Here is a 26,561-nt window from a genome sequence, read left to right on the forward strand (position 1 = left end):
CGGTCAGCCGGCCCGGTGGGCGGTGATGATCCCGGCGTAGTGGCGGCCGCTGGACTTGACCGTGCGGCGCTGGGTGGCGTAGTCGACGTGGACCAGGCCGAAGCGCTTGTCGTAACCGTAGGCCCATTCGAAGTTGTCCAGCAGGGACCAGGCGTAGTAGCCGGCCACGGGCGCGCCCCGGCGGGCAGCGCGGGCGCAGGCGGCCAGGTGTGCGGTGAGGTAGGCGGTGCGCTCCGGGTCGTGGACGGTGCCGTCGGGGGCGACGGTATCGGGGTAGGAGGAGCCGTTCTCGGTGATGTGGATGCGCCCCGAGCCGTACTCCAGGTGAAGACGCATGATCAGGGTTTCGAGGCCGTCGGCGTCGACCTCCCAGTCCATGCCGGTGCGCGGGACACCCGGCCGGGCGACCTGGCGGGCGTACGGGGCGGGCCCGTCCGGGTCGGCGGTGACGACCTGCGGGAAGTAGTAGTTGAGGCCGATCCAGTCGAGGGGGACGGCGATGGCCTCGAGGTCGCCCGGGCGTTCGGGGAGGTCGATCCCGTAGACCTCGCGCATGTCGGCGGGGAAGCCGCGGCCGTGGACGGGGTCGAGCCACCAGCGGTTGACGTGGCCGTCCATGCGGCGGGCGGCGGCGAGGTCGGCCTCGCGGGGGGTGGCGGGCTCGACGGTGGAGAGGTTGTTGACGATGCCGATACGGGCGCCGGGGGCGGCGGCCCGGACGGCGCGGGCGGCGAGGCCGTGGCCGAGGAGGAGGTGGTAGGAGGCGCGGACGGCGGCGGCGAGGTCGGTCCGGCCGGGGGCCATCCGGCCCTCCAGGTGGCCGATCCAGGCGGAGCACAGAGGCTCGTTGAGAGTGGCCCACTGGGTGACACGGTCGCCGAGGCGTGCGGCGACGAGTCCCGCGTACGAGGCGAAGTGTTCGGCGGTGTCCCGCTCGGGCCAGCCGCCGCGGTCCTCCAGCGCCTGCGGCAGGTCCCAGTGGTAGAGGGTGACGGAAGGCTGGATGCCGGCGGCGAGCAGGCCGTCGACGAGGCGGTCGTAGAAGGCCAGGCCCTTAGGGTTGGCGGGGCCGTCGCCGCCGGGGACGACGCGCGGCCAGGCGACGGAGAGCCGGTAGGCGTTGGTGCCGATCTCCCGCATCAGGGCGATGTCCTCGGGCCAGCGGTGGTAGTGGTCGCAGGCGGTGTCGCCGGTGTGGCCGCCGTCGATGGCGCCGGGCGTGCGGGAGAAGGTGTCCCAGATGGAGGGGGCGCGGCCGTCCTCGTCGACGGCGCCCTCGATCTGGTAGGCGGAGGTGGCGGTGCCCCAGAGGAAGTCGCGGGGGAGCGCACCGAGGTCCACGGCGTGCGGGGTGGTCTTGGGGAGGCTTTCGGAGAGGGTCACTTGACGGCTCCTGCCGTGAGTCCGGCCACCAAGTACTTCTGCAACAGAAGGAATCCGGCGACGACGGGGATGCTGACGACGAGCGAGGCGGCCATGATCTGGTTCCAGTAGACGTCGTTCTGCGTGGAGTAGCCCTGCAGGCCGACGGCCAGCGTGCGGGTGGTGTCGTTGGTCATGACCGAGGCGAAGAGGACCTCGCCCCAGGCGGTCATGAAGGCGTAGACGGCGACGGCGACGATGCCGGGGAGGGCCGCGGGGACGACGACACGGAAGAGGGCACCGAGCGGGCCGCAGCCGTCGACGGTGGCCGCCTCGTCGAGGTCGCGCGGCACCGAGTCGAAGTAGCCGATGAGCATCCAGATGGAGAAGGGGAGGGAGAAGGTGAGGTACGTGAGGATCAGTGCGCCGCGGGAGCCGTAGAGGGCGATTCCGGTGGCGTTGCCGATGTTCACGAAGATCAGGAACAGCGGGAGCAGGAACAGGATCCCCGGGAACATCTGGGTGGACAGCACCGTCACGGTGAACAGGCGCTTGCCGCGGAAGCGGTAGCGGCTGACGGCGTAGGCCGCGAAGACGGCGATGACGACGGAGGCGACGGTGGCGCTGCCGGCCACGATCAGCGAGTTCACGAGGTACTTGGCGAGCGGGACGGTGTGCCAGATGTCGGCGTAGGGGCGCAGCGTGAGTCCGCTCGGGATCCACCGGAACTGCCCGGCGACGTCCTTGAGGGGTTTGAGGGAGCTGGTGACCATCACGAAGACGGGCAGCAGCGTGAAGGCGGCGAGCAGGGTGAGGAAGACGGCCCGCAGCACCCGGAAGGAGACGGGCGGGTCGAGCGGGCCTCGGGTGCGGTGGGAGCCGTGGGCGCGGCGGCCGCCCCGGGAGGTGTGCGTGCTAGCGGGCATCGGCGTCCTTCCGGCCGCGGCTGGTCAGCAGGAGGTAGCCGGCGGTGACGAGGAGCAGGAAGAGCAGCAGCAGCACGGACATGGCCGAGCCGGCTCCGAAGTTCCAGGTGACGAAGCTTGATTGGTAGATGTGGATGGAGACGAGGTCGGCGGCCGCGGGGGCCGATCTGCCGAAGAGCAGGAACGGGGTGTTGAAGTCGTTGAAGGTCCACAGGAAGAGCACGAGGACCAGCACCTGGTTGACGGCGCCGAGCGAGGGCAGGGTGATCCGCCGGATCTGCTGCCAGACGCCGGCGCCGTCGAGGGCGGCAGCCTCGTAGAGGTCCTTGGGGATGTTCTGCACGGCGGCCGTCACGATGAGGAAGGCGAAGGGCCAGCTCCTCCAGACGGAGACGGTCAGCATCGCCCAGAAGCTGTTGTCGCCGATCAGCCAGAAGGTGTGCTCGGCGCCGCCGAGGCCGAGCTGGTCGTGGAGGACGTGGTTCACCAGGCCGTTGTCCCGCTGGAACATGAACGCCCAGGTGATGACCGCCGCGTAGGCGGGCAGGGCGTACGGGACGAAGAACAGGGCGCGCAGGACCCCGCGGCCGCGGAACGAGTGCTGGGTGAACACGGCCGCCGCGGTGCCCAGCAGCCAGCACAGGGCGACGGAGAGGAACGTGAACAGGCAGGTGGTCACGAAGGAGTCGAGGAGGGCCCTGCCGACGGGACGGTTGACGTCGACGGCGAGTCCGTAGTTGTCGAAGCCGGTCCAGGGGGCACGGGACCAGTCCCGGATGAAGAACTGGGTGAGCTTTCGGAAGCTCATCAGGACGCCCATCACCATCGGGACCAGGTGGATGAGCAGTTCGAGCAGCAGGGCGGGCAACAGCAGGAGGTAGGGCAGGGCGATGCGGCGTGCCCGGCCGGGACGTGGAGCGCGTCCGGAACGGCGGACGCGCGCGCCGCCGCGGGGCCGCCCCGCGGCGGTCTCGGGTGGGAGCGTGGTGGGCGCAGAGGTCATGGCCGGCGGCTCAGCTCGCCATCTGCTGCTGCGCCTTGGTGAGTTTCGCCTTCACCGATTCGGTGGTCACCGGGCGGCCGGCCGCGGCGTCGGCGAAGAGCTCCTTGACGGCCGTGCCGACGGCGGTCTCGAACTGGGATTCCTCGGGAACCTGCGGGAGCGGGGCGGCGCTTTCGGCGAGGGTGGTGCGCAGGACGGTGAGGTCGTCGTTCGCGAAGGCGGGGTCGGACTGGGCCGCCTTGACGGGCGGGATGGAGCCGTAGGTCCGGTTGAGGACCTTCTGCTCCTCGTCGCTCGTCATGAACTTGACGAACTTCAGGGCGCCGTCGAGGTTGTCGGTGTTCTTGAAGACGGCCATGTTGATGCCGGCGACCATGGAGTTGACGTTCCTGCCGGTACCGGGGGCGGCGCCGGCCGGGACCGGGACCGGGGCTGTGCCCCAGTCGCCCTCCTTCATGCCGTGGGCCTTGAAGGAACTGGCCGCGCTCTGCCACAGGACCATGGCGGTCCTGCCGTTGGCGAAGTCCTGCAGGGACTGGTTCTTGTCGTATTCGGCGTTGCCCGGGGCGATGATCTTGTCCTTGGCCATCAGGTCGACGTACTGCTTGACGGCGTCGATGTTGGCCGGGGTGTCGAAGGTGGGTTTGCCCGCGGCGTCGAAGAAGGACCCGCCGTGCTGCCGGGACAGGACGAACACCTGGTGGATGTTGTTGGCGAGGTTGCCTCCCTCGGCCCCCAGCGCCCACTTGCCGTCCTTGCTGATCCTCCGGCCGACGCCGACCAGTTCGTCCCAGGTGGCGGGGGGCTTCTCGACGCCCGCCTCCTGGAACATCTTCTTGTTGTAGTAGAGGGCGTAGGACATGGAGTAGAGGGGGACGGCGGCCGGGTCCTGTCCGGTGGCGCCCGCCGAGCCGATGGCGGACGCCACGAAGCGGTCCTTGCCGCCGATGGCCTCGAGGTTCTCGGCGTCCCAGGGCAGCAGGGCGCCGGTGGCCTGAAGCGAGGCGGACCAGGTGTTGCCGATGTTCAGGACGTCGGGGCCCTGCCCGGAGGCGGTGGCCGCGAGGATCCGGTTGAGCAGGTCGGACCAGGGGACGACTTCGAGCTTGACCTTGATGCCGGTCTGCTCCTCGAACTTCTTCAGCTCCGGAGCGAGGACGGCCTGGTCGGCGGCGATGTCGGAGCCCTGGTTGGAGGCCCAGTACGTGAGCTCCCGGGGGGCGGCGTTCGAGCCGCCGCCGTTGTCGGTGGATCCGCCGCCGCATCCGGTGGTGGCGGTGAGCAGGGCGGCGACGGTGACGGCTGCGGCTCTGGTTCTGCGCATGGCGGCTCGGTCCCTTTCGGCGGGGTCGGGGGGAAGGCCGGTGGCGGGTCGGGGCGGGGCGGGGTGGCGGTGCGGGGCCGCGGGCGTCGTCCACCCGGGCCGCCGGTGTACCTGTGTGCGCCTGCTGTGCTGGACCCGTTTTTGTCCAGGCCTTAATTTAGGACGTGAGTTAAGCCGCGCGGAAGGGTCGCGTCAAGTGGTCGCGCAAGGGTATGTTGCGAGTGAAGTCACGCCAACGTGACGGTGGAAGGGGCCAGATGACGACAGGGCGTAGCGGACGCACGGTGCGGGACCTGCGGCGTGGCAATCGCAGTGCCGTCCTGCAAAGGCTGTATTTCGGGGGGCCGATGAGCCGCCAGGAACTCGGACCCGCGACCGGGCTGAGCTCCGGATCCGTCAGCAACGTCGTCGGCGAACTGGTCGCGGACGGGCTGCTGGAGGAGGCGGGCGTCGTCGGCTCGGACGGCGGCCGGCCGCGCACGCTGCTGCGTGTCCGCTCCGGCAGCGCGCACATGATCGGCGTCGACGTCGGCGAAACGCGGGTCCGGGTCGAGCTGTTCGACCTGACCCTGACCGAACTGGCCCGCACAGAGCTGCCGTTGCTGCCGCGCGGCTGCTACGACGTGGGCCCGATCGTCGATCACATCAGGGCCGGCATCGCCACCGTGCTCGCCGAGGCGGAGATCGGTACGGACCGGCTGCTGGGCGTCGGGGTCGGCGTCCCCGGCATCGTGGAGCACGACGCGCCGGGCGGGGCCGTCGTCCACGGGCAGACGATCGGCTGGGACGCGGTCCCACTGGAGCGGCTGCTGAGGGCCACCGGGGCGCTGCCCGAGGACGTCCCGTACCTCATCGACAACGGCGCGCGGACGCTCGGACAGGCGGAAATGTGGTTCGGGGCCGGGCGCGGGGCCAGGGACGCGGTCGTCGTCCTCTTCGGCTCGGGCGTCGGCGCCAGCCTGATCACCGACGGCTCGCCGGACGGCGGAATCACCGAGGGCACCCCGCTCGAGTGCGGCCACCTGACGGTCTCGGTGCGGGGCAGGCGCTGCCGCTGCGGGGCTCTGGGCTGCCTGGAGGCCTACACGGGCGCGGAGTCCCTGCTGGCGCGGTGGGCGGAGCGGGGCGGCGGCGCGGTCGGCCGGGGGGCGGCGGCCCCGGAGGCGGTGGACGAGGAGGACGCCCTGTCGGAGCTGCTGGCGGCGGCGCGAGCGGCGGATCCGGTGGCCCTGGAGGTCCTGGAGGAGACGGCGGAGTACCTGGGCGCCGGCCTGTCGGACCTGATCAACCTGTTCCGTCCGGAGCGGATCCTGATCGGCGGCTGGGCCGGACTGCTGCTGGGCCCGCACCTCCTGCCCTCGGTCCGGGAGCACGCGACCCGGTACTCGCTGCGCCATCCCGACCGACGGGTCACGGTGGACCTCGGCTCGCTGGGCCCGGACGCGGTCACGGTCGGCGCGGCCACGCTCCCGCTGTCGGCGTTCTTCGCCACGGGCGGTCGCCGCACCGCGCCGGAGCCGCCGACGGAACCCCCCGGCTGGCACACGTCGCTGTCGACCCGTGCCGACGCGGTGACCCGTGCCGACGTGACCCGTGCCGACGCGGTGACCCGGGCGGGCCGGGCTTGACGGCCTTCCGGGGCGGGCCGGGCCCGACGGCAGGTGTCCGGAGCGGTCGGGCCGGGCCCTCGGCGCGGTCGGCGGGAACGGTCAGCCGGCCGGGACCGTGGCCGTCGGAGTGTTCCAGCCCGAGACACGCAGTCGTGGTGCGGAGCCGCGCAGATCACCGGTCCGGTAGATCGCCGTCAGCGTCGCCGACTCTCCCGGCCACAGGCTGACCTGGTTGTCGCTCCACCGGACCGGCAGCACCGGGTCGCCCTGCGCCCCCACCAGGTGGACGTCGGTGAGCAGGGCCGGCGTGCTGCCGGTGCCCGTGTGGCGCACGGTCACCGTCGTCGTCGACCTCCCCGCACCGTCCTGCGTCGTCGAGGCCGCCGCGGTCACCGTCGCCCGCTCCATCGAGTTCAGCCCGCGCAGATCGGCGTACGACGTGGTCGGCGTGTGGTACCAGTCGCTGTTCGCATAGTCGAGCACGTCCTCCCGGGTGGAGAGCCAGTAGACGTTCCGGCTCACCTCGCGCCCGGCGCCGTCGGTCAGCAGCAGCCGGACCAGGTAGGTCGTGGGCAGGTTTGCGACCGACTCGGGCACGGTGAGCACGGTGCTGCTCGCGCCGCCGCCCGGGACGCTCAGGCCGGACACGGTCCGGTCGTACCGCTGCGCGCCGCCCGGCGTGAAGAGCGTGACGCGCGCCGTCAGGCCGGAGGCCGCGACGGGCAGATTGTTGACGACCGCGACCGAGCGGTCGCCGTACCCGTACTGGACGTGCAGCGGCTCGTTCGCCTTCTTCGCACCGAAATAGGCCCCGCCCTGGTCGAGGAAGCGGTCCACCAGCTGCCACTGCAGGGAGGTCCAGCCGCTGTTGAACATCCAGTAGATGACCCCGGTCGACGGCGCGGACGAGTCCCCGGCGTGGCGCGCGTAGGCCTCGAACTGTGCGCGCACGTTCTCGTACTGGGCGAGCTGCGCCTTGCGCACGTAGTCCTCCAGGCCGGTCGGTGAGCCGTAGCGGCCCGCCAGCGCGGCGTTGTACAGCGCCATGGTGGCGAAGGTGCGCGAGGGGGAGCGGTGGTACTGGGCGGCGGTCGGGTCCCTCCACAGGGTCTCCAGCTCGGCCGGGGACATCATGCGGCGCAGCGTGTCGAGGGTCGGAACGTCCGGGCCGGCACTGGTCTCGGAGTTGAAACCCGTCGCGCCGCCCTCCCGCTTCTCGTACCAGTAGCCGGGCGGGACCCAGTCGTACGGTCCCGTCATCTTCATCCCGGAGGGCCCGGTGACCGGGGCGGAGGCGTCGGACGCCGCCGGGATCACGGGGGCGGTCCAGTCGGCGGCCCGCAGTGCGTCGAGGTATCCCTGTTCGATCTCCTCGTCCGGTGCGAAGTCACTGCCGATCAGGAAGGAGATCACGCTGGGGTGATGGCGCAGGCGGGCCGCTTCCGCGGCCATGGACGCCCTGGCGACCGGGTAGTCGGCGGAGTCCCATCGCTCCCCGGCCTCCGTGCCGTTGACCTCGCCCTCCCACTTGCTGCAGCACTCCCAGCCGGGCAGCGTCAGGATCCCGTACCGGTCGGTGAGGTCGAAGAACTCGTCGGGCTCGATGTGCCCTTCCAGGCGCAGGGTGTTCAGGCCGAGGTCGAGGGCGTACTTGAGCCGGTCCTCGACGTAGGTGCGGTCCCAGCGCAGGAACTCGTCGGGGGACCAGCCGGCGCCCTTGACGAGCAGTGGGCGGCCGTTGATCCGGTACTGCCGGGCGCCGTCGGCGTTCAGCGGCGCCTGTACGTCGCGGACGGCGAAGGACTGGCGGGCGGTGTCGGAGGGCGCGCCGTTCACCGTCGCGGTCAGGTCGAGGCCGTACATCGGCTGTTCGCCCATCGCGGCGGGCCACCACACGCGGGGGGCGGTCAGCCGCAGCGCGGGGTGGTCGGCGGGGGAGAAGACCACGGTCCTCGTCTCGCCCGGGGCCAGGGTGACGCTCCGGCTGAGGGTGGCCGGGCCTGCGGTGCCGGACACGGCCGCGGTGACGGTGGCGGCCGAGTCGTTGCGCACCTGCGCCTTGACGGTCAGGTCGGCGGTGGTCATCGACGGCATGGCCAGGGCGGTCACCACATGCGCGTCGCGCAGGGCGACGGGGCCGCCGCGGCGCACCGTGACGTCACGGACGATGCCCATGTTCTCGTCGGGTGGCGGCTGGAGCCAGTCGAGCCAGCTCATGGTGAGCTTCTTGCGCGGATCGTTGGGCTGGATCCGGAAGGCGACCGTATTGGTGCCTTTACCGATCAGGCCGGTGACGTCGAACTCGTGCCGGGTGTACGCGCCGGCGACGGCGGTCGCGCGGGCGATCGGGCGGCCGTTGACCAAGACGTCGGCGGCGGAGATGACGCCGCTGAAGTCCAGGTAGGTGCGCGCGGCCGTGTCGGCGACGGTGAAGTCTGACCGGTACCACCAGGGCACGTCGAAGTCCGCGGCCGGAATCTGCTGCTGGTGGGTGGAGTAGAAGGGGTCGGGGTACACGCCCGCGGCGAGCAGCGCCGCGAGGACGGTGGAGCGCGGCCCGGCCGGATACCAGCCCGCCGCCGGGTAGCCGGGGCTGGAGACGTCGGCCGCAGGGTCGGTGACCTTCGCCGTCGACTGGATGGCGTATCCGGCCAGGGCCGTCGCGCTGCCGGGGGCCGAGGCGACGGCGGTGACCTGCGGCCGCGTCGTGGGCGCTGACGCCGGGGAAGCCGCCTGCGGCACGGGAGCGGGAGCGGGACCGGGCGGGGGAGCGGGAGCCGCCTGGGAGGTGCCGGCGGCGACGGCGAGCACCAAGGCGACGGCGCCGAGGGCGAGGCGGTGGAACACGGGGCCTCCCGCGGGCCGGGGGAGAGGGACAGGGTGGGAACGTGGGGCTCCCTGCGGTATATCCGCCTCCGCCCCGGGGCACGCGGACGCCACGCCCGACGTGACCCGACTGCCCCGCGGACGCCCACGCGGACGCCGCGCTCGACATCACCTCGGCTGCACCCCCGACGCCCGCCTCGGGCCGGATTCCACGCGGGCCGGGGATCTGTGCGGAGTCCACGCCGGGGGAGGGACCGGTGGGGGGCGGGCAGGGTCGAGGTCGGTGGGGGCGGGCCACCGGTGGGTGCGGGCAGGGGCAGGCCGACCGGAAGTGCCGCGCGGTGCCCGCGATGCGTCGTACGCGTCGCGGCCGCGCCCGGCCGCCCGGGCGCGCCCGGGCGGCCGATCGAGGGGACAATGACCTCATGACTGGCGCACGGCTGCCGTCGGACGACGCGAGCTCCCGGGGCGAAGGGCGCTACGGCGAGCGGGTCTTCCGGCCCGACGAGGGTGGCGAGGGCGACCGTATCGACCTCGGAGCCCTCACCTACGACGCGACGACCATGGCCCGGCTGCGGATGCTGGGAGCGGGCCCGGGCTGGAACTGCCTGGAGGTCGGAGCCGGAACCGGCACGGTGGCGCGCCGCCTGCTGGACGAAGCGGGCGTCGCGACGGTCCTCGCGGTGGATCGCGACGTACGGTTCCTCGCGGCGCACCCCCTGCCGGGACTGACCGTGCTGCAGGCCGACGTCACCTCCGACGACTTCGCGCCCGGCCTCTTCCAGCTGGTCCACGCCCGTTTCGTACTCATGCACCTGCCGTCCCCGCGGCGCATGGTCGCCAGGCTGAGCGGGCTGCTCGCCCCCGGTGGCGTCCTGGTCGTCAGCGATGCGGTCGACCTGACCACGGGCTCCGCGCCCGTGACGCCGTACACCCGCGCCATGCGGGCCATGTGGCAGGGGCTGCGCGACACCATCGGCACGGACGTGTCACGGGTGCCCGGCCATCCCGAGCTGTTGCGCGAGGCGGGACTGGAATCCGTGGCGGCCGAGATCCACGTACCACCGCTCCTGCCGGGCAGTGCGATCAGCAGGTTCTGGGCCGACACCTGGGACCGGGCACGGGAGGCCATGGTGGGGACCGGCCTCGTCGACGACGGACAGCTCGACGAGGCCGTGCGCTCCCTGGAATCCCCCCGGTACCCCGGTATCTCCCCGGGGATGCTCACGGCCTGGGGCTGGAAGGGCGAGTCGCGGGCGGGTCGGCCGGTGGAGTGGTCGGGGGAGGCGCCGGCGGAACGGGCCGTGGAACGGCCGGCGGTGTGACGCTCGCGTCCCGGCATGTGACGTACGGGTTGGATGGGCAAACGATGGCTGAAGACCGCGGCTGCCGCCCCTTCCACCGCCGCTGGGCGCCATCGACGTGACAGGCCGGTCCCCTTATGATTCCGACGCGCCATCGCACCTCGAACACCCATACCCAGCACGGGGGGTGACGGCTCTCGGGACCCGTACCGGGACCTTCGACACCTCCCGACGAGTTCGGAGGTCCTGTTGAGCACATTCTCGCGCGCCCCACGCCGCCTCGCGGCGCTGGCCCTCGGGCTGACGGCCGTCCTCGCCGCACCGGTCGGCCCGGCCGTCGCCGCGCCGCAGACGGCCGCCCCGGCGGTCCACAGCACGGCCGTCGCCCCGACCGTGGCCAATCCGGGCTACCAGCTCTCCTACCAGTACGACAGCGCCCGCCTGCAGATGACGGCCACCGGCGGCGCGTCACCGTACAGGTGGTCGGCCGTGAACCTGCCCACGGGCACGTCGATCAATGCCACGACCGGCCTGATCTCGGGCTTCCTCCGCGGCACGGGAACCCGTACGGTCACCGTCACCGCCACGGACGCCGCAGGCTCCGCGGCCTCCACCACCTTCACCTGGCGCGTGATCCGGGAGGCCTGCCCGCTCTGCTGACCCCCTGCCCCCCTGACCCACTGACCCCTGACCCGGACCCACTGACCCGCTGGCCGAACGCCCCACTGACCCGAGCGCGTCACCGGGCGGCGGCGGATCGCGGTAAACCTCACGACGACCGCAGCGCCGCCGCCCGGCCCGTGCGGCGAACACCGTCCGCGACGGCGCGGGGGCGTGATCCTCGGGCAGGATGGGCAGGTGCAGACGACGACGGAGCTGGTGGGGAAGGCGGCCGCGCTGGCGGCGCGGGGCGGTCGGCGGATCCTCGGCATCGCCGGGCCACCGGGGGCCGGGAAGTCGACGCTGGCCGCCCTGCTCGCCGAAGCGCTCGGGCCGGAGAGGGCCGTGGTCGTCCCGATGGACGGGTTCCACCTCGCCCGGGCGGAGCTGGCGCGGGTCGGGCGGGCCGACCGCAAGGGCGCTCCGGACACGTTCGACGCAGCCGGGTACGTCGCCCTGCTGGGCCGCCTTCGCGCATCCGGCGGGGGCACGGTCTACGCACCCGCCTTCGACCGCTCGCTGGAGGAGCCGATCGCGGCCAGCATCCCCGTACCCCCGGCCGTACCGCTGGTGATCACCGAGGGGAACTACCTGCTGCACGACGCGGGGCAGTGGGCATCGGTACGGCCCCTGCTGGACGAGGCCTGGTATCTCGCCCCGGCCGAGGACCTGCGCGTCCGGCGGCTGGTCGACCGGCACGTACAGCACGGCAAGGAGCCGGCGTGCGCACGCGCGTGGGTGGCCCGCTCGGATGAGGCGAACGCCCGCCTCATCGCCCCGGGCCGGCACCGCGCCGACCTCGTTCTCGACACCGGCTGACCACGCACCGACCGGCCTCCGAGCCCGACCGGCCTCCGAGCCCGACCGGCCTCCGGGCCCGACCGGTCTCCGGGCTCGGCCGGCCCCGAGCCCGACCCTGCCCCGAGCCCCACCCTGCCCCGAGCAGCCCGACGGACCCTGCCCCCGAGCGGCCCCGCCCCGCCCCGCGGAGCCGACTCGGCACGGTGTCCGCCCTTGCAGGATCATGGGTACGGGCAGGGCAGGTGGCGCGGTCCTCGACGGGACGGCGAAGGAGCTGGAACGTGCACGACGTGGCGATCATCGAGGCACCCTCCGTGCTCGGGCTGCGCCCGTCCGGCGTGCAGGACCTCCCGACGGCCCTGCTCGAAGCCGGTCTGGCGGACCACCCCGGGTCGGTGCACGCCGGCCGGGTCGAGGCACCGGCGTACGACCCCCGGCGGGACCCCGGCACCGGGGTCCTCAACCCCGTCGGCATCGCGCGGTACTCCGTCCGCCTGGCCGACGCGGTCGGCGCCGTGCTCGACGACGACCGCTTCCCCCTGGTCCTCGGCGGCGACTGCACCGTCCTGCTCGGCAACCTCCTCGCCCTGCGCCGCCGCGGCCGCTACGGCCTGCTGTTCCTCGACGGCCACACCGACTTCTACCAGCCCTCGGCGGAACCGGCCGGCGAGGCGGCCTCGATGGAACTCGCCCTGGCCACGGGTCGCGGCCCCCGGCTGCTCACCGACCTCGAAGGCCGCGGCCCCCTGCTCCGCGACGAGGACGTGGTCGCCTTCGGCTTCCGCGACTCCGCCGAGTCTCACGAGGCCGGGATGCAACCGCTGCCGCCCCGGCTCCACGCGATCGACCTCGATGGTGTCCGCGCGGCCGGCGCCGCCACCGCCGCGCGCGAGGCGGTCGGCCGGCTCACGCACGACGACCACGCCGGGTACTGGGTCCACCTCGACGTGGACGTCCTGGACGATGCGATCATGCCCGCCGTCGACTACCGCCTCCCCGGAGGGCTGACCTGGCAGGAGCTGGAGAGCGTCCTGTGCACGGCCCTGGCCGGCGAACGGGCGGTCGGCCTCGACGTCACGATCTTCAACCCCCGCCTCGACCCCGGGGGGACCGCCGCGGCTCGCCTCACCGCGTGCCTGCACCGGGGGTTGTCGGCCCGCACCGGCCGCAGGCGCTGAGTGGGCCGGCCGACGGAACTGCCGGAATAGCCTTGCAGGTTGCGGGCGTTGCAGGCGGAGACCGTACAAGATCTCCCGCGCCCGCGGGTCCGAGAACCGGAGCAGCCATGACCATCGAGACGTCCCGCGGCGCGGACCGCTCTTTCCTCTTCGTCCTCGGCAGCTCCCGCGCGGACGGCAACACCGAGACGCTCGCGCGGGCTGCGGCCGAGCAGTTGCCCGCCGACGTGCCCCGGCGCTGGGTGGACCTGGCCCGGCTGCCGCTGCCCGATTTCCAGGACGGGCGGCACGAGACCGGTGCCTGGCCCGTCGACGAGAATGAGGAACTGCTGCGCCAGGCCACTCTGGAGGCGACCGACATCGTCCTAGCCTCGCCCTTGTACTGGTACTCGCTCTCCGCGCACACCAAGCGCTACCTCGACTACTGGTCGGGCTGGCTGACGGTGCCCGGCTCGGACTTCAAAGAGCAGATGGCGGGCCGGAGGCTGTGGGGGGTCACGGTCATGGCGGAACGCGACGAGGCGGTCGCCGAAGGGCTGGTGACCAGTCTCCACCACACTGCGGCCTACCTGCGGATGGGGTTCGGCGGGGTGCTGCTCGGCAACGGCTCGCGGCCCGGTCAGGTGAAGGACGACGACCGTGCCATGTTCCGCGCCAAAACCTTCTTCCACGGCGAGGCCCCGCCGGCCCGGTTCCGGTAGGAGGAACTGCCGCCGCTGTACGCCGAGTTCGGGCCGGAAGGAGTGGGCAGCTGCGGCGCGTAGGCGGACGGGAGGATTCCGCCTGCGGTGGCGGTCGGACGAGGTCGCCCGCGCGCGCTGTTAGGGTGACGTGTGCCCGTCAAGACGGGTTTCCGGTCACTGATATTTCAACGGGGTTGAACGTGAAGCTTCGCCATGTCCGCGCCATCGCCGTCTTCGGCATCGCCATCGTCGCACTCACCGGAGCCCGTGGCTCCAGCGGCGGCAGCTGTGGCGGTAGCAGCAGTTCCGGCTCGAGCTCCAGCAGCTCCAGCGGGGGTACCACGGGTGGTGGCAGCAACAGCGACGGCAGCGACACCACGAGCAGTAGCAGCAGCTCGGGCGGTACCTCCGTCACCGGCGGTTCCAGCAGCAGCAACAAGGCCGAGCGCGACATCAGGATCGACAGCTGCAGGCTGGACGGCTCCGGCAAGAACCTGGTCGCCCGGCTCACCGTCACCAACAACGGCTCGCTGGACTACACCTACAACATCACCATGAAGTTCCGCGGCGGTACCACGTCGAGCGCCGCCCCCGCGCAGGCCCAGGTGACCGGACTCACCGTCAAGGCGGGTGCGTCCCGGCAGGCCGAGGCCACGACGACGTACACCGGGAAGGGCGACGGCAGCGAGTACAAGGAATGCGTCGTCTCCAGCGCGTCGAAGAACTCCCTCTGACGCACTGCACGGCCCCGCATGCGGGGTGAGGCCCGGCCTGCCCGGTGCCTGCAGCAGGACTGTGTGGCCCCGCCGGTGCAACACCGGCGGGGCCTTTTTCCTGCAATGCACCGGTACCTGATTTCCACAAAATGTTGACGCGCCTCTATCGGAAGTCACCTGGCCTGACGCACGATCCATGTACTCCTCCCGCTCGCCTGACGTCTCGTCAGCGCGCGGAAGGGCGATCGCCGATCCCACCCGTGGCTCGTTGGGAGGCAACACGACATGGACCCGCTCCGTGAACGTCCCGGCACCGCCTCAACCGCATCGGATCCAGGCCCGTCCCCGCACGCGCGCCCGAACCCGCACTCGGGCTCTCATCCCCAGCCCGAACCCCCCAGCCGCCGCGGAGTACTGGCCGGCCTGGGCATGGCCGCGACCGTGCCCTTCGTCCTCGGCGCCGCCGGCCGCACGCAGCCGCGAGGGGGAACGCCGACAGTCCGGGCCTCGGTGCTCAGGAACGCCGCGCTCGTGCTCACCATGGACCCCGCCCTCGGCGAAGGCCCGCTGGGCGCCGTGGAGCACGCGGACGTCCTCATGCGCGACGGACTCGTCTCGGCGATCGGCAAGCGCCTGCCGGCCCCTCCCGGCACCCAGGTGATCGACGCCGCCGGAAAACTGGTCATGCCGGGATTCGTCGACGTCCACACTCACCTGTGGCAGTCGTCCATGCGAGGCGGCTGCGCGGACCGCGACCTCTTCGGATGGCTGGCCGACTGCAACTGGCGGACGTTCTCACGGATCACCCCGGCTGACATGTACCGCTTCGTGCGCCTCGGCGCCCTCGACTCCCTGCAGTCCGGCGTGACCACACTCGTGGACTGGGTGGACGCCATCCCGTACGACACCACGGTCCAGTACGTACGGGCTTTGGCCGATACAGGGGTGCGCTTCACCTACGCGATGTTCCAGGCGGAGCGGGACGCCCCGCTGATCACCCGGGCGAAGCGGGAACTCATCGACCCGCTGCCGCTCGCCTCGGCGCAGGTCGCCACGCACGCGGCGCGGGCCATCCAGGGTCTCAACCGGGTCCACTGGGAGATCGCCGAAGACCTCGGCGTCATGCTCAACAGCCACGTCCTCGAACGTGCCGAGCAGCGGGCGGACGACCCGATCGGCATTCTGGCGGACATCGGTGCGCTGGGCCCACGCCTGCTGATGAACCATGCGATCCACCTGAGCGACGACGAGTTGGCCGTCATCGCCGCGCACGACGCGAGGGTCGCGCACTGTCCGCTCAGCAACATGCGGCTCGCATCGGGGATCATGCGGCTGCCCGAACTGGGCCGACGCGGCGTCAAGGTCGGGCTCGGCCAGGACGGCGGCACCAACGACACCTCCGACTTCTTCGCGCTCATGAAGACGGCCGTCGGCCTGCAGCGGGTCCGCTCCCTGGAGACGTCGGTGTACCCCCAGGTCCACGACGTGCTGCGGATCGCCACGCTGGGCGGAGCCGAAGCGATCGGCATGGCCGGGACGGTCGGGTCGCTGACACCCGGCAAATGCGCCGACGTCATCGTGATCGACCCCGCCGCACTCAACTTCGCGCCACGGTTCGACTGGATCAACCAGATCGTGCTCAACGGCCGCCCGGAGAACGTCGATGCGGTCTTCGTGAACGGCCGGCCGCTCAAGCTGGGCGGACGCCTCGTCGACGTGGATCCCGCTCGCGTCGTCCACGAAGCGGAAGCCGCGGCCTCCCGGCTCCGGGCCGCCTCCTGAGGGTGTGTCCCTCCCCGGTCCGCCGGGGTCAGTGCGTGAGTGCGGCCGCCAGAGACGGGTACTCCAGGACCAGACCGTCGTCGTCGAACTCGACGTCGGCGTGGAAGTCGCCGGATTCGTAGCGGATGCGTGCGCCGTGCTCGGCGCGGGCGAGATGCGTGTACGTCTGCCGGTTCGCGCTGACCGCGAGGTCCGGGACCGAGACCCAGGCCATCAGGAAGTGGTGCGGTTCGGTTCCGGGCCTCTGGTGCAGGCCGTGACGGAGCACGGGCATGGTGTTGGTCAGCGGGCAGAGGCCCAGGTCGCAGTCGAGCGCACCGTCGAGATCGGGCCGGTACGTCGCGTCGACGGTCCAGCGGCCGGCGTCGTTGCGCAGATCCAGCTCCTTGGCCGACGCCGCCGTCTCGACCGTGACGGACAAGTGCGAGGTCACGTAGTCGTCGGAGGTTTCGAGTACGTACGTCAACCAGTACGGCTCGGGGACCAGGCCCACGGCCCGCCCGCGTGCGGTGAGACGGCCAGGCGTGAGACCGACCCAGGCGGTCGAGTAGCCCGTGCCGGGGAAGATCTCCCAGGTGCGCACGAGGGGTCGGATGCTGCCCATGCGGCAAGCCTACGCCGGGGCGCCGGCCCGTCGGCGGCAGACCTTCCGGAGGGGTGCCGAGGCATGCGACGGGGGAGCAAGGGTAGGCGCCGGGCGGGCCTCCAGCTGTCGACGGCATGCTGCCGGCGGGCAATGGCGTCGTGCGCACGCGGCCTGCTCTCCGGCACGGCCCTCCTTTTGCGAACGACGAGGTCGAGAAGAGCGACGAGGCCACGGAAAACAACGAGCTCACGGAGAGCAACGAGCTCACGGAATACGCCGAGGACGGAGACGACACGATGACGCGTCACGCACCTGCACAGCACCTCGTGGGGATCAGTGGGGAGGGAAGCCGTGTCGTGGTCGTCGGGGCCACCGGGAATGTCGGGACCAGCGTGGTGCGGGCCCTGTCGGAAGACCCGACCGTGGGCTCCGTACTGGGCCTGGCCCGCCGGGTCCCGGGCTGGAACCCGGACAAGACCCACTGGCAGGCCGCCGACATCGAGCCGGGCGGCGACGACCTCGTGCCGCTCTTCCGGGGCGCGGACGCCGTCGTCCATCTCGCCTGGAAGTTCCAGCCCACCCACCACCCGGCCGAGACCTGGCGCACCAACATCCTCGGCAGTCTGCGCGTCTTCGACGCCGTGGCCGCCGCCGGTGTGCCCGCGCTCGTCCACGCATCCTCGGTCGGCGCCTACTCACCCGGACCCAAGGACCGCAGGGTCGACGAGTCCTGGCCCACCCACGGCTGGCCGCAGGCCGCGTACACGCGCGAGAAGGCCTACCTCGAAAGGGTCCTCGACACGTACGAGCACACCCATCCGGACGTCCGTGTGGTGAGGATGCGGCCGGGCTTCCTCTTCAAGAAGGCCGCCGCCGCCGAGCAGCGGAGGATCTTCGCGGGCAGGCTGCTCCCGGGCCGCTTCGTACGGCCCGAGCTCATCCCCGTGGTGCCCGACCTGCCGGGGCTGTGCTTCCAGGCCCTGCACACCGACGACGCGGCCGCCGCCTACCGGGCGGCCGTCGCCCTCCCCGTGCGCGGGGCCTTCAACCTGGCGGCGGATCCGCCGGTGGACGCCGAGGTGCTGGCCCGCGTCTTCGCCGCGCGGAGCCGGTCGATGCCCGTCCGCCCGGTGCGGGCCGCCCTCGCCGCGGCCTGGCGGCTGCACCTGGTCCCCGCCTCCCCGGACCTCTTCGACGCCGTCCTGCGACTCCCGCTGATGGACTCCACCCGGGCACGGGAGGAACTCTCCTGGGAGCCCCTGTACACCTCGGAGGAAGCCGTCGGGGAGTTCCTCGACGGCCTGCGCTCGGGGGCGGGCATGGACACCGCCCCGCTAGCCCCGGAGCGGACGCTCGCCCAGCGTCTCGACCACGTGGCGGACCGGGTCATGAGGACTTCGGCGGCGTCGTGACCGGGACTCTGGGGTTTCCGCGGCCTCCCCGCCTCCTCGGCCGGGAGGGGTGTGCGGGGACCGGATCCTTCCACGGCGTCCGCAGGTTTTCCACCACGGCGTCCGGGCAGGGGCCGGGGGAGGGGAGCCAGGACGAACCGGCGAAAGGATCTGCCATGGACGACCAGGGCGGCGCGGGAGGCGCACCTCTGCACGGCCACGACGAGGAAGAGCGGCGCCGCGCACCACACGTGAAGCGACGGACCGAAAGCTCGCGTGAGGCGACTGCGACCACACGAGCAGCCGATACGGACGAGGCGAGCCGCCTCGACCGGCCGGCCGAGCCCACCGAACCGGGCGAACCCCCGACCCGCTGGAAGGGCCCCCACGACTGACCCGGCGCCTGAAGGTGGGCCGTCCCCGTCCGGTGTTCAGCGCCACGGGCCCGTGCGCGGGACGCGCGAAGGTTCGGCTTCCTCTGCCGATGGAATGAAGGAGGATCGGTCCCGGAAGGGTCACCCTTCCGGGACCGATCCTTTCTATACGCCGCTTCTCCGTCCGCCGGTTCCGCCGGAGAACGGGCTCTCGTCGAGGTGGGCGAGGAGATCCGCGGGGTCCTGGTACACGGCCCGGGCACCGGCCTCCTCCAGGTCGGCGCGCGGGATGCCGCCGCACAGCAGGCCCACGGAGGCGACGTCCGCCCTGGATGCCGCTTTCATGTCCCACACCGTGTCGCCGACGAAGACGGCGGAGTGCGCGGGCGCGTCAGCGAGGTCGAGGGCGTGTTGCACCGGGTCGGGTGCGGGCTTGCCCTGGCCGACGTCGTCCGAGCTGGCCGTCGCGGTGACGGCGTCATCGGCGCCGACGGCCCGTCGGAGCGCGTCCAGCTCGGACGAGGTGGCCGAGGTCACGAGCACCACCCGCCAGCCCCGCCGGTCCAGCTCGCGCAGCAGCTCGGCCGCCGAGTCCAGCGGCGGGAGCCGGTCGAAATACGTGGCGTAGAGGGTGCTGTGTGCGGCGGTCAGCGCGTCGTTCTCGTCCGTGTCGTGGTCGTCGCCCAGCACGTGGGCGAGCAGGTCCTCACCGGGCAGGCCGATCGCGCGATGGATGTCGTGCATCGCCACCTCGTGGCCCGCCTGCCGCAAGGCCTCCCACCAGCACGTGACGTGCAGATGGTTGGTGTCGGCGAGGGTGCCGTCCACGTCGAACAGTGCGGCCCGGTTCATGTGCACCTCTCTCCCGCTACGCCGCCGTGCGGTCCATCCCGGGGAACATGTGGGGCGCCTACCCGCCTCCTTCCCCCGCAGTCCTCGGGACGCTCACGGCGTTTCGGCGCCTCCGGACGGATCGGGCCGGATCGACACCTCCGCGGAGCGGGACACCGTCCCCTTCGAGCGGCAGGCCTGGCCGTCGTGTACGTCATCACACACACGCGAGCCGGCCCGTGAACGTGGGCATCGCGGACGACCGCAGCCCCCGACCCGGCGCTCAGCGCAGTACGGCCGCCAGCAAATCGGCTCCCAGCGCCGTCAGATCGGGCAGGTGGAGGGTGTGCCGGACGTAACGACCCTGCCGCCGGGCCGTGAGCAGGCCCGCGCGGCGCAGGACGGCGAGGTGGCGGGAGACCTCCGGGGGCGAGAGTTCCCAGGCGTGAGCCAGTTCACCGGTGGTGTGCGGGCCGCGGGCCAGAGTGCGCAGCAGCCGCAGCCGTACGGGATGTGCCAGCGCCTCCAGCCGTAGTGTGACCGTCTCCAGCGATACCGGCTCCGACGGACTCGCCTCGGCCACGGGGTACTGCACCACCGGTCGCCACCCGGGCGCGTGGACGGCCACCAGGTGCGGGCGGCCGAAGACACTGGGGATGAAGGTGACCCCGCTCCCGTGGGCGGTGGTCGCCTTGTCCTGCAGCTTGTCCACGATGATGCAGTCGCCGCCCGGTGCCAGGGTGACCGCGCCGGAGACCGATGCGAGTGCCGCACCGACGCCCTGGCGCTTCAGCAGGTCGTTCTTCAAACGCAGGTCGGTGGCGAGCTGCACGGCTACGCCCGCCCAGGCGGCGTCGAAGAAGGCGTCGGCGCACTGTTCGAGGGTCTCGCGCACCCGCGCCCGCACGGCGCCCGGGTCCGCGAGCAGCCTTTCCGCGAAGGCCTCGTGCCGAGCTCCGCGGGCCTGGGCCAGGTCCAGGGCACGCGCACGCGCCGTCGCGTCGGTGAGCGGCGACGGCGCAGCGAAGTGGACCCGGCTGCTGCCGCACGTCGTGACGAGCGCGGCGGTCACGTACGTTGCGTCGTCGATCCGGTCCACGTCGTCCAACTCCTCGGCGAGGGTCGGCCGAGGCCGGGCCGGGATCAGGAAGTCGGCTTGTGAGGATCGCCAGAGGAACTCCGCCTCCCGCAACCGCTCGGCCAGCTCCGGCCGCAGCCCGGCCCAGACCTCCCCGGCCCAGCCGGCGAACTGCGGATGGTGCCCGGGTTCGGCCAGCACGTGCAGCATCGCGGTCAGTTCGGCCAGCGGGGAGGGGGCGAACCGCAGTCGCTCGGACGGCAGGCCGCTGATGTCGATCCTCAACGTCACCCCCTCATCATCACCGACCGGACGACCGGCGACGGCGTCGGTTGACGGTCTCCGTCAACCGACATGGCCGGCCCGGCCGCCGAACGCACCGTAGACGCCATGCCCACCACCAGGATCCGCCTCAGCGCCCTCGTCCGTGCCTCCGGAGGCCCCCGCTATGCCGTAGCCCTCGCCGTGGACGCGCTCGGCACCGGCCTTTTGCGGCCCTTTCTGCTGCTCTACGGGGTGATGGTGCTGAAGCTGTCCGCGCCGGCCACCGGTATCGCCATGACGGTCGGCGTCGTCGTGGGTCTGGCGTGCATGCCCGCGGTGGGCCGATGGCTGGACCGGGGCGCCCGCAGCACGGTCGTGGCGGCGTCCATGATGGTGCGGGTGCTGGGCGTGGCGCTGTTGCTGGCCACCCCGGCGGGGCACGTCTGGCCGTTCGCGACGGCGGCGCTCTTCCTCGGCATCGGCAACCAGGCGTGGCCGGCCGCCCACGCAGCTCTCGTGGCCACGGTCGTCCACGGCCGGGAACGCGACACCGCTCTCGCGGCGGGCCGCGCCCTGCGCAACGCCGGGATGGGCACGGGCGCGCTCCTGGCCACCGTGTGCCTGGCGGGCGGCGCCACCGCATTGCAGGCGCTGGCCGCCGTCACCGGGGTCGCCTATCTCGCTGCGGCGGCCCTGGCGTGGTCGGTCCACCTGCAGGCGCATCCGGCCGCCACCTTGGCCAAGGGCACGGCCGCCGCGCCCGCATCGCGCATGCGCGCGCTGCTGGCCGCCAACGTGGTCTACGCCTTCTGCCTCAACGTCCCCGAAATCGCGCTCCCCCTGATCCTGGTGACACAGTTGCACGCGTCCCCCGTGTGGTCGGCGGCCATCTTCGTGGCCAACACGGTGCTGGTGGTGGCTCTGCAGGTTCCGGTCACCGTCCTGATGTCCCGCTTCTCCCGGCGGACCGTGCTCACTCTCGCCGGCGTGGTGCTCGCCGCGTCGTACCTGGGCTTCCTCGCGGCCACCTCACTGGGCCACGGCTGGGGTGCCCCGGCCGTCGCCGCGGTGTCCGTGGTCTGCACCCTCGGCGAGATCGTCTATGCGGGCAGCGCCACCGCGCTGGCCACCGTCCTCGCCCCGGCTCACGCCATGGGACGCGCCCTCGCCCGCTTCGAGCTCTCCACCGGCTTCGGTCTCGCCGTCTCCCCGGTGGTCATCACCGCTCTCGCACCCCACGGATCGGCGGCGCTCTGGGGCAGCCTCGCCGGTGCGACGCTCCTCTCTTCAGCCGCCGTCGCCACCGAGAAGGACCAAGGAACTCGGAGCGGGTTCTCCGGCCGAATGCGGGTAGGCGCCGGGGATGAGCTATGTGAACCGCGGCAAGGGATACTCCCGTGACAGCCGGTACATCACCACCCGGATCACCGCTGACGCGCGGGACGGCTACCCGGTGGAGCCCGGGCGCTACCGTCTGGTGGTCAGCCGCGCGTGTCCGTGGGCGAGCCGGGCAGTGATCGTACGGCGGCTCCTCGGCCTGGAGGAGGCGCTACCGATGGCCGTCGCGGGCCCCGTGCACGACGAGCGCAGCTGGGCCTTCGACCTCGATCCCGGCGGCCGTGATCCGGTGCTCGGCATCGAGCGGCTCCAGGACGCCTATCTCGCGCGCGACCCCGGCTATGACCGGGGCATCACGGTACCGGCCGTCGTGGACGTGCCGAGCGGGGAAGTGGTCACGAACGACTTTCCGCGGATCACGCTCGACATGTCGCTGGAGTGGACGCCGTACCACCGCCCCGGGGCGCCCGCGCTCTACCCGTCCGCCCTCCGGCCGGACATCGACGCTGTGAACGAAGTGGTCTACCGGGACGTCAACAACGCCGTCTACGAAGCCGGGTTCGCCGGCAGTCAGGAGGCGTACGCCGACGCCTACGCACGGCTGTTCGCCCGGCTGGACCGGCTGTCCGCCCGGCTCGAGGGGTCGCGCTACCTCGTCGGCGACAGCATCACGGAGGCGGACGTACGGCTGTTCACCACGCTCGTACGCTTCGACGCCGTCTACCACGGGCACTTCAAGTGCAACCGGCACAAGCTGACCGAGATGCCGGTGCTCTGGGCCTACGCGCGGGACCTGTTCCAGACACCCGGCTTCGGGGACACCGTCGACTTCGACCACATCAAACAGCACTACTACCTGGTGCACGACGACATCAACCCCACGGGGATCGTGCCGGCCGGCCCCGACCCGGCGGGCTGGCTCGCACCCCACGGACGTGAGGTCCTGGGCGCAAGCCCCTTCGGCGACGGCACGGCGCCCGGGCCGGTCCCTCCCGGGGAGGCGGTACCGGCCGATCACACCCCCCTTGCCTGAACCGTGCCCGCCCGAACGGCGACGGCCGCCGGACTCCGGCTCACGGCTTCGTCCCGGCGGCCCGACCCGGCGCCCGCCCGCTGGGCCGGGCCGCCGGGCCGGGCGGACGCCTCTCCTGCGGACGGTGCGGCTCGCGCCGTCACTCGCCCACGATCTTGCGCACATTCTCGATGCGGCCGCAGCCGGACGCCAGTTGCTTCTCGCGTTCCTGCAGGAACGCGGTGCCCAGCTCGGCCCTGCGTTCGGCGGGGACGTTCTCCCTGGCGGCGTTGAGGATCGTCCGCTCCTCCTCGTCCACGTGGTGGGAGACCGCCTTGACCAGATCCTCCAGGCACTCGTCCCACTCCTCGGAGCCGACGTCGTCCACCTCCAGCAGCGCCAGCAGCGCCTTGTTGCCCTCGGCGTGCTCCTCCTCGCCGTGCTCCACTTCCTCGTCGTCGACGTCCTTGAAGCGTTTGAGCGCTCCGTACACCTTGGCTTCCTCCGCCTCGCCGTGCGCGATGAGCAGGGCCGAGAACTTCTCCAGTGCGCCCGCACGGTCGGCCTCGACGCTCCGCATGCGGCGGAACAGGTCTTCCATGGTGCGGTGGTCCTTGAGGATCACCTCGACGACATCCTGCTCATGCGCCTCGCCCGCCATACCACTCGCCTCCACCTCGGTGTCCCATGTCTTGTGGCGCGTGCTCACTCGGCGGCGGTTGAAACCCCCGGCCCGCCGGCCGGATTCCGGGGGCGCCGCCGCCCCGGGCACGGGCCGGGGCGCCGGGCCGCGCCGCCGTCAGGCCGCGCGCAGCCGGTCGGCCGCGTCCGGGGTCAGGCCGACCCGTACGAGGCCGTCGGCGAACCGGGCGAACTCGCGCGGCGGGACGAGCTCGGCGAGCGCCCGCGCGGTGCGGGGCAGGCCGACGCCGGCCGCCGCCTTGCGGGCCCGCGCGTCGAGGAAGGGGCGCAGCTCCGGCCAGACGGCCTGGGCCTCGCGGCAGAAGACGTCGGCGCCGGTGGGGCCGATCCGGGGCACCTCCTGGAGGAGTTCCCGGACACGGGCGGGATCACCGCCGGCTTCCTCACGGAGGTTGCGCAGATCGCCGTTCCAGCGATCGAGCAGGAGCCGCGCGCCGTCATCCAGCGCCGTGGCCGTGCTCTCGTCGTACCTGCGGTAGTGCGCCCGCCCGAGCGCGTCGACGCGGCGCTGCCAGTCCGATGCCGCCATCCGCTTCGGCGTGCGCAGCCCGTCCGCGAACAGCTCGCGGGCCGCCGCGAGAGCCGTCGACGCACGGATCGGCGCCGACAGCAGGACGCACAGCACGAGGAGCTGGTACAGCGGAGCCGGAGTGTCGCGCAGCCGGATGCCGGCTTCGTGCACGTACGTCTCGCCGTACTCGCGCAGGATGCGGCGGGCCATCGCCTTCGACGTGTCCATCAGCGTGTCCTTGCCGAGGGGGCGCCGGTGCGGGGCCGGCCCGCTCCCTCTGTCGATCTCATGCCTCTGCCGGTCTCGTTCCATCCGGTCCACGCGCAGCGCCTACCCGTCCTGCCCGCCCCCATCACGCACCCGCGGTCTCACTCGGCCTTCCCGCGCAGCCGACCCCGCAGCCGCTCCCACCGGTCGCCCGTGCGCAGGGTGCGGGCGTGGCGGTCGAGTTCCTCCAGGAGGCGCTGGGACCGTGTGTCGACGTCCAGCTCGTCGAGGACCCGGTCGATCTCGGCGAGCAGCGCGCCGCGCAGCTGCCAGTGCGCCGGATCCTCGCGGGCGGAGGCCAGCAGCAGCTCGGCCAGCCGGTCGCGGTAGGCCCGGGCCACGGCCAGCTCCCCGGTCAGGCGCGCCTCCGCCTCCTCCGCGTTGGCGCTGACCTGCGCGGTGATCAGCTGGGCGAAGCTCTCCACGGCGATCGCCGTGTGGCGCAGCACCTGCTGCAGCGCGGCCGCGGTCCCGGCATCGAAGAGCGGGCCGTCCGGGCGGGCCTTGGCCAGGTCGGTCAGCGTCCGGCAGGCCACGCGGAGCACCACCGCGCAGATCTCCAGGGTGTCCAGACCGGTGCGCAGCACCAGCCGGAAGAGCAGGCCCTCCTTGACGCGAGGATTGAGCCGGAGGCTGTCCTCGGCCTGCCGGAGGGCGGCGTCGACCTGCGCGATGTCGTTGTCGAGCCGCCGTGCCTCATGCAGCCGGGCCGCTGCCTGTTCGACCTTGGCCGGTCCGAGGGGTTCCTCGCCGAGGTGATCGAGCAGCCGGCTCATGCGCAGCGCGAGATCGGTGATCGCGGTACCGGCCGGTCCGACCCAGAGGGGTGGTGCCAGCAGCAGGTTGACCAGCAGCCCGACCACCGCGCCGATGACCGTTTCCAGGACCCGGTCCCAGGCGGTGTCCGCCACCTGGGTCACGCCGAGGACCAGCATGGCGCTGATCGCGACCTCGGGGACGAACTCGTCCACCCGCACCAGGTGGCCCACCACCAGTGAGGCCAGGATCAGCAGGCCGAGGCTCCACCAGGTGAGGCCCACCAGCGCGCTGAAACCGATCGCGATGAGAACGCCGACGACCACGGAGTTCACCCTGCGGATGCTGGTGGTCAGCGTGGAGTACAGGGTGACCTGGACGACGAGAAGGGCGGTCAGGGGGGCGGTCAGCGGGTTCGGCTCACTGCTCAGGCGGAGCGCGATGACGTAGCTGACGACGGCCGCGGCGGTGGACCGCAGGGCTTGGACGGCGACCGGCTCGCGGCGGCGCTGCGCGACACGGGTGACGAGGCTGCTGATCATTTCCGGCACCTTCCCACGCCGCCCCGTATGACGCACGGCGGGCGGTCCTTTCTGTGTCCCCGGCGTGGCGGGCGCGACCACCTCCCGGTCCTGCCCGCCGCCGGGACCCACGGCGACGCGGGCGTCTACGGCTGCGTGGTGCGGGTAGGCGTGCGGCAGGAGTCATCGCGCCCCGACCAGGGGCCGAGGAGAGGAGAAGCCGTGGGGACCCCGCCGAACGACCCCGTGCCTCCCAGTCCCACCCCTGCGCCCGGTCCTGGCCCCGGTCCGGCGCCGGGGCCCCTCCCGGGCCCCGTGCCCGGGCCGGGCGGACCGGATCCGGTGCCGCCGGCCCCGCCGCAGCCGGGGCCCGATCCCGAGCCGCCCCCCGCCCCGAACCCCGGGCCGCAACCAGAGCCGGGCCCACTGCCGGGTCCGGTGCCCGCGCCGGAACCGCTCACCTGAGGTGGGGTACGAGAGCACGGTGCCCGGGGACCGGCCGGCGCGGCGGGGACGGAGTGCCCCTGTCGACGAGAGCTACGAGGGAGCTGAAGCCATGCCAGGCAAGGAAAGCAAGCGTCAGGAGCCGGGGAAGGGCCGCGAGGAGCAGGTGCAGGAGCACCCCGGTCCGGACCCGGTCCACCCCGAGGCGAGCAAGCCGGTCGCCGGCAAGAGCCCCGAGGAAGTCAGGAGGATGCAGGAGCGGAGGATGGCCCGCGACCAGGACGACGCGGGCTGACCGCGGGAGAAGGAGG

General features: G+C 72.5%; 24 protein-coding genes. 13 read left to right on the forward strand and 11 right to left on the reverse strand.

Annotated elements, in window-relative coordinates; genetic code table 11:
* Positions 1-3: 3 nt before the first annotated feature.
* The 4 genes from ACWGIF_RS28635 to ACWGIF_RS28650 are packed head-to-tail and all read right to left on the reverse strand — an operon-like array spanning position 4 to position 4,615.
* A complete protein-coding gene (locus ACWGIF_RS28635; protein ID WP_453501771.1) occupies positions 4-1,383 on the reverse strand; it encodes a GH1 family beta-glucosidase in 1,380 nt (459 codons plus the stop codon).
* The gene (locus ACWGIF_RS28640; protein WP_453501772.1) at positions 1,380-2,288 is read right to left on the reverse strand and encodes a carbohydrate ABC transporter permease; all 909 of its coding nucleotides are present in this window, start codon (positions 2,286-2,288) and stop codon (positions 1,380-1,382) included. The genes ACWGIF_RS28635 and ACWGIF_RS28640 overlap by 4 nt, the downstream gene beginning before the upstream one ends.
* Positions 2,278-3,291 (reverse strand): carbohydrate ABC transporter permease, encoded by a 1,014-nt coding sequence (locus ACWGIF_RS28645; RefSeq protein ID WP_453501774.1) that lies wholly within the window; start codon positions 3,289-3,291, stop codon positions 2,278-2,280. The genes ACWGIF_RS28640 and ACWGIF_RS28645 overlap by 11 nt, the downstream gene beginning before the upstream one ends.
* 10 nt (positions 3,292-3,301) lie before the next feature.
* Positions 3,302-4,615 (reverse strand): ABC transporter substrate-binding protein, encoded by a 1,314-nt coding sequence (locus tag ACWGIF_RS28650; protein ID WP_453501776.1) that lies wholly within the window; start codon positions 4,613-4,615, stop codon positions 3,302-3,304.
* Positions 4,616-4,872: 257 nt separating this feature from the next.
* On the opposite strand from ACWGIF_RS28650, the gene ACWGIF_RS28655 reads away from it, so the two are divergent.
* Positions 4,873-6,243, forward strand: a complete 1,371-nt coding sequence (locus tag ACWGIF_RS28655; RefSeq protein WP_453501778.1) for an ROK family transcriptional regulator — start codon at positions 4,873-4,875, stop codon at positions 6,241-6,243.
* Between the two features lie 81 nt (positions 6,244-6,324).
* Here ACWGIF_RS28655 and ACWGIF_RS28660 read toward each other — a convergent pair whose 3' ends face one another.
* Positions 6,325-9,072, reverse strand: coding sequence for a glycoside hydrolase family 2 protein (locus ACWGIF_RS28660; protein ID WP_453501780.1), 2,748 nt, complete (start codon positions 9,070-9,072; stop codon positions 6,325-6,327).
* A gap of 404 nt (positions 9,073-9,476) precedes the next feature.
* Here ACWGIF_RS28660 and ACWGIF_RS28665 point away from each other — a divergent pair, with 404 nt between their 5' ends.
* The 7 genes from ACWGIF_RS28665 (at position 9,477) to ACWGIF_RS28695 (ending at position 16,175) form a co-directional block, all read left to right on the forward strand.
* Positions 9,477-10,376, forward strand: coding sequence for a class I SAM-dependent methyltransferase (locus ACWGIF_RS28665; RefSeq protein ID WP_453501782.1), 900 nt, complete (start codon positions 9,477-9,479; stop codon positions 10,374-10,376).
* Positions 10,377-10,604: 228 nt separating this feature from the next.
* Positions 10,605-11,015: an Ig domain-containing protein gene (locus ACWGIF_RS28670; RefSeq protein WP_453501784.1), complete on the forward strand. Its 411-nt coding sequence runs from the start codon at positions 10,605-10,607 to the stop codon at positions 11,013-11,015.
* A gap of 198 nt (positions 11,016-11,213) precedes the next feature.
* A complete protein-coding gene (locus ACWGIF_RS28675; protein ID WP_453501786.1) occupies positions 11,214-11,834 on the forward strand; it encodes a nucleoside/nucleotide kinase family protein in 621 nt (206 codons plus the stop codon).
* 263 nt (positions 11,835-12,097) lie between these two features.
* Positions 12,098-12,994 (forward strand): arginase family protein, encoded by an 897-nt coding sequence (locus ACWGIF_RS28680; protein WP_453501788.1) that lies wholly within the window; start codon positions 12,098-12,100, stop codon positions 12,992-12,994.
* A 107-nt stretch (positions 12,995-13,101) separates the two neighbouring features.
* Positions 13,102-13,695: a flavodoxin family protein gene (locus ACWGIF_RS28685; RefSeq protein WP_453501789.1), complete on the forward strand. Its 594-nt coding sequence runs from the start codon at positions 13,102-13,104 to the stop codon at positions 13,693-13,695.
* A 182-nt stretch (positions 13,696-13,877) separates the two neighbouring features.
* Positions 13,878-14,411 (forward strand): hypothetical protein, encoded by a 534-nt coding sequence (locus tag ACWGIF_RS28690; protein WP_453501791.1) that lies wholly within the window; start codon positions 13,878-13,880, stop codon positions 14,409-14,411.
* A 411-nt stretch (positions 14,412-14,822) separates the two neighbouring features.
* Complete coding sequence (locus ACWGIF_RS28695) at positions 14,823-16,175, forward strand: amidohydrolase family protein (RefSeq protein ID WP_453501793.1); 1,353 nt, start codon at positions 14,823-14,825, stop codon at positions 16,173-16,175.
* Between the two features lie 28 nt (positions 16,176-16,203).
* Here ACWGIF_RS28695 and ACWGIF_RS28700 read toward each other — a convergent pair whose 3' ends face one another.
* The gene (locus tag ACWGIF_RS28700) at positions 16,204-16,779 is read right to left on the reverse strand and encodes a putative glycolipid-binding domain-containing protein (protein ID WP_453501795.1); all 576 of its coding nucleotides are present in this window, start codon (positions 16,777-16,779) and stop codon (positions 16,204-16,206) included.
* A 278-nt stretch (positions 16,780-17,057) separates the two neighbouring features.
* On the opposite strand from ACWGIF_RS28700, the gene ACWGIF_RS28705 reads away from it, so the two are divergent.
* Together ACWGIF_RS28705 and ACWGIF_RS28710 are read left to right on the forward strand one after the other, a co-directional pair.
* On the forward strand, positions 17,058-18,173 hold the full coding sequence (locus ACWGIF_RS28705) for an NAD-dependent epimerase/dehydratase family protein (protein WP_453501822.1): 1,116 nt from the start codon (positions 17,058-17,060) through the stop codon (positions 18,171-18,173).
* 155 nt (positions 18,174-18,328) lie between these two features.
* Positions 18,329-18,547 carry a hypothetical protein gene (locus ACWGIF_RS28710; protein WP_453501796.1) on the forward strand — a complete coding sequence of 73 codons (219 nt, stop codon included), beginning with the start codon at positions 18,329-18,331 and terminating at the stop codon, positions 18,545-18,547.
* A gap of 144 nt (positions 18,548-18,691) precedes the next feature.
* Here the strand turns inward: ACWGIF_RS28710 and ACWGIF_RS28715 are convergent, their stop codons facing one another.
* Both ACWGIF_RS28715 and ACWGIF_RS28720 read right to left on the reverse strand, forming a co-directional pair.
* Positions 18,692-19,378 (reverse strand): HAD family hydrolase, encoded by a 687-nt coding sequence (locus tag ACWGIF_RS28715; RefSeq protein ID WP_453501798.1) that lies wholly within the window; start codon positions 19,376-19,378, stop codon positions 18,692-18,694.
* 262 nt (positions 19,379-19,640) lie between these two features.
* Entirely contained in the window at positions 19,641-20,726 is a 1,086-nt protein-coding gene (locus ACWGIF_RS28720; protein WP_453501800.1) for a DUF5937 family protein, read from the reverse strand.
* 99 nt (positions 20,727-20,825) lie between these two features.
* Here ACWGIF_RS28720 and ACWGIF_RS28725 point away from each other — a divergent pair, with 99 nt between their 5' ends.
* Together ACWGIF_RS28725 and ACWGIF_RS28730 are read left to right on the forward strand one after the other, a co-directional pair.
* Positions 20,826-22,100 carry an MFS transporter gene (locus ACWGIF_RS28725; RefSeq protein ID WP_453501802.1) on the forward strand — a complete coding sequence of 425 codons (1,275 nt, stop codon included), beginning with the start codon at positions 20,826-20,828 and terminating at the stop codon, positions 22,098-22,100.
* Complete coding sequence (locus tag ACWGIF_RS28730; protein ID WP_453501803.1) at positions 22,063-23,070, forward strand: glutathione S-transferase family protein; 1,008 nt, start codon at positions 22,063-22,065, stop codon at positions 23,068-23,070. Before ACWGIF_RS28725 ends, ACWGIF_RS28730 begins: the two co-directional genes overlap by 38 nt.
* A 139-nt stretch (positions 23,071-23,209) precedes the next feature.
* On the opposite strand, the gene ACWGIF_RS28735 is transcribed toward ACWGIF_RS28730, so the two are convergent.
* From ACWGIF_RS28735 to ACWGIF_RS28745, 3 genes are all read right to left on the reverse strand, one after another.
* A complete protein-coding gene (locus ACWGIF_RS28735) occupies positions 23,210-23,710 on the reverse strand; it encodes a hemerythrin domain-containing protein (protein ID WP_453501823.1) in 501 nt (166 codons plus the stop codon).
* Positions 23,711-23,848: 138 nt separating this feature from the next.
* Positions 23,849-24,490 (reverse strand): endonuclease, encoded by a 642-nt coding sequence (locus ACWGIF_RS28740; RefSeq protein ID WP_453501805.1) that lies wholly within the window; start codon positions 24,488-24,490, stop codon positions 23,849-23,851.
* A 140-nt stretch (positions 24,491-24,630) separates the two neighbouring features.
* Positions 24,631-25,827, reverse strand: coding sequence for an FUSC family protein (locus tag ACWGIF_RS28745; protein ID WP_453501806.1), 1,197 nt, complete (start codon positions 25,825-25,827; stop codon positions 24,631-24,633).
* A gap of 535 nt (positions 25,828-26,362) precedes the next feature.
* On the opposite strand from ACWGIF_RS28745, the gene ACWGIF_RS28750 reads away from it, so the two are divergent.
* Positions 26,363-26,545 carry a hypothetical protein gene (locus ACWGIF_RS28750; RefSeq protein WP_453501807.1) on the forward strand — a complete coding sequence of 61 codons (183 nt, stop codon included), beginning with the start codon at positions 26,363-26,365 and terminating at the stop codon, positions 26,543-26,545.
* The last annotated feature ends 16 nt before the right edge of the window (positions 26,546-26,561 follow it).

The sequence above is a fragment of the Streptomyces sp. NPDC054849 genome, assembly GCF_053610945.1.

Excerpts from the sequence above, each read along its gene's own strand:
- ACWGIF_RS28715 (WP_453501798.1), bottom strand. The coding sequence starts at position 19,378 with ATGAACCGGGCCGCACTGTTCGACGTGGACGGCACCCTCGCCGACACC.
- ACWGIF_RS28750 (WP_453501807.1), top strand. The coding sequence starts at position 26,363 with ATGCCAGGCAAGGAAAGCAAGCGTCAGGAGCCGGGGAAGGGCCGCGAG.
- ACWGIF_RS28685 (WP_453501789.1), top strand. The coding sequence starts at position 13,102 with ATGACCATCGAGACGTCCCGCGGCGCGGACCGCTCTTTCCTCTTCGTC.
- ACWGIF_RS28745 (WP_453501806.1), bottom strand. The coding sequence starts at position 25,827 with ATGATCAGCAGCCTCGTCACCCGTGTCGCGCAGCGCCGCCGCGAGCCG.
- ACWGIF_RS28735 (WP_453501823.1), bottom strand. The coding sequence starts at position 23,710 with ATGGCGGGCGAGGCGCATGAGCAGGATGTCGTCGAGGTGATCCTCAAG.
- ACWGIF_RS28650 (WP_453501776.1), bottom strand. The coding sequence starts at position 4,615 with ATGCGCAGAACCAGAGCCGCAGCCGTCACCGTCGCCGCCCTGCTCACC.
- ACWGIF_RS28705 (WP_453501822.1), top strand. The coding sequence starts at position 17,058 with ATGACGCGTCACGCACCTGCACAGCACCTCGTGGGGATCAGTGGGGAG.
- ACWGIF_RS28645 (WP_453501774.1), bottom strand. The coding sequence starts at position 3,291 with ATGACCTCTGCGCCCACCACGCTCCCACCCGAGACCGCCGCGGGGCGG.
- ACWGIF_RS28640 (WP_453501772.1), bottom strand. The coding sequence starts at position 2,288 with ATGCCCGCTAGCACGCACACCTCCCGGGGCGGCCGCCGCGCCCACGGC.
- ACWGIF_RS28695 (WP_453501793.1), top strand. The coding sequence starts at position 14,823 with ATGGCCGCGACCGTGCCCTTCGTCCTCGGCGCCGCCGGCCGCACGCAG.
- ACWGIF_RS28655 (WP_453501778.1), top strand. The coding sequence starts at position 4,873 with ATGACGACAGGGCGTAGCGGACGCACGGTGCGGGACCTGCGGCGTGGC.
- ACWGIF_RS28725 (WP_453501802.1), top strand. The coding sequence starts at position 20,826 with ATGCCCACCACCAGGATCCGCCTCAGCGCCCTCGTCCGTGCCTCCGGA.
- ACWGIF_RS28710 (WP_453501796.1), top strand. The coding sequence starts at position 18,329 with ATGGACGACCAGGGCGGCGCGGGAGGCGCACCTCTGCACGGCCACGAC.
- ACWGIF_RS28740 (WP_453501805.1), bottom strand. The coding sequence starts at position 24,490 with ATGGACACGTCGAAGGCGATGGCCCGCCGCATCCTGCGCGAGTACGGC.
- ACWGIF_RS28730 (WP_453501803.1), top strand. The coding sequence starts at position 22,063 with ATGAGCTATGTGAACCGCGGCAAGGGATACTCCCGTGACAGCCGGTAC.
- ACWGIF_RS28700 (WP_453501795.1), bottom strand. The coding sequence starts at position 16,779 with ATGGGCAGCATCCGACCCCTCGTGCGCACCTGGGAGATCTTCCCCGGC.
- ACWGIF_RS28665 (WP_453501782.1), top strand. The coding sequence starts at position 9,477 with ATGACTGGCGCACGGCTGCCGTCGGACGACGCGAGCTCCCGGGGCGAA.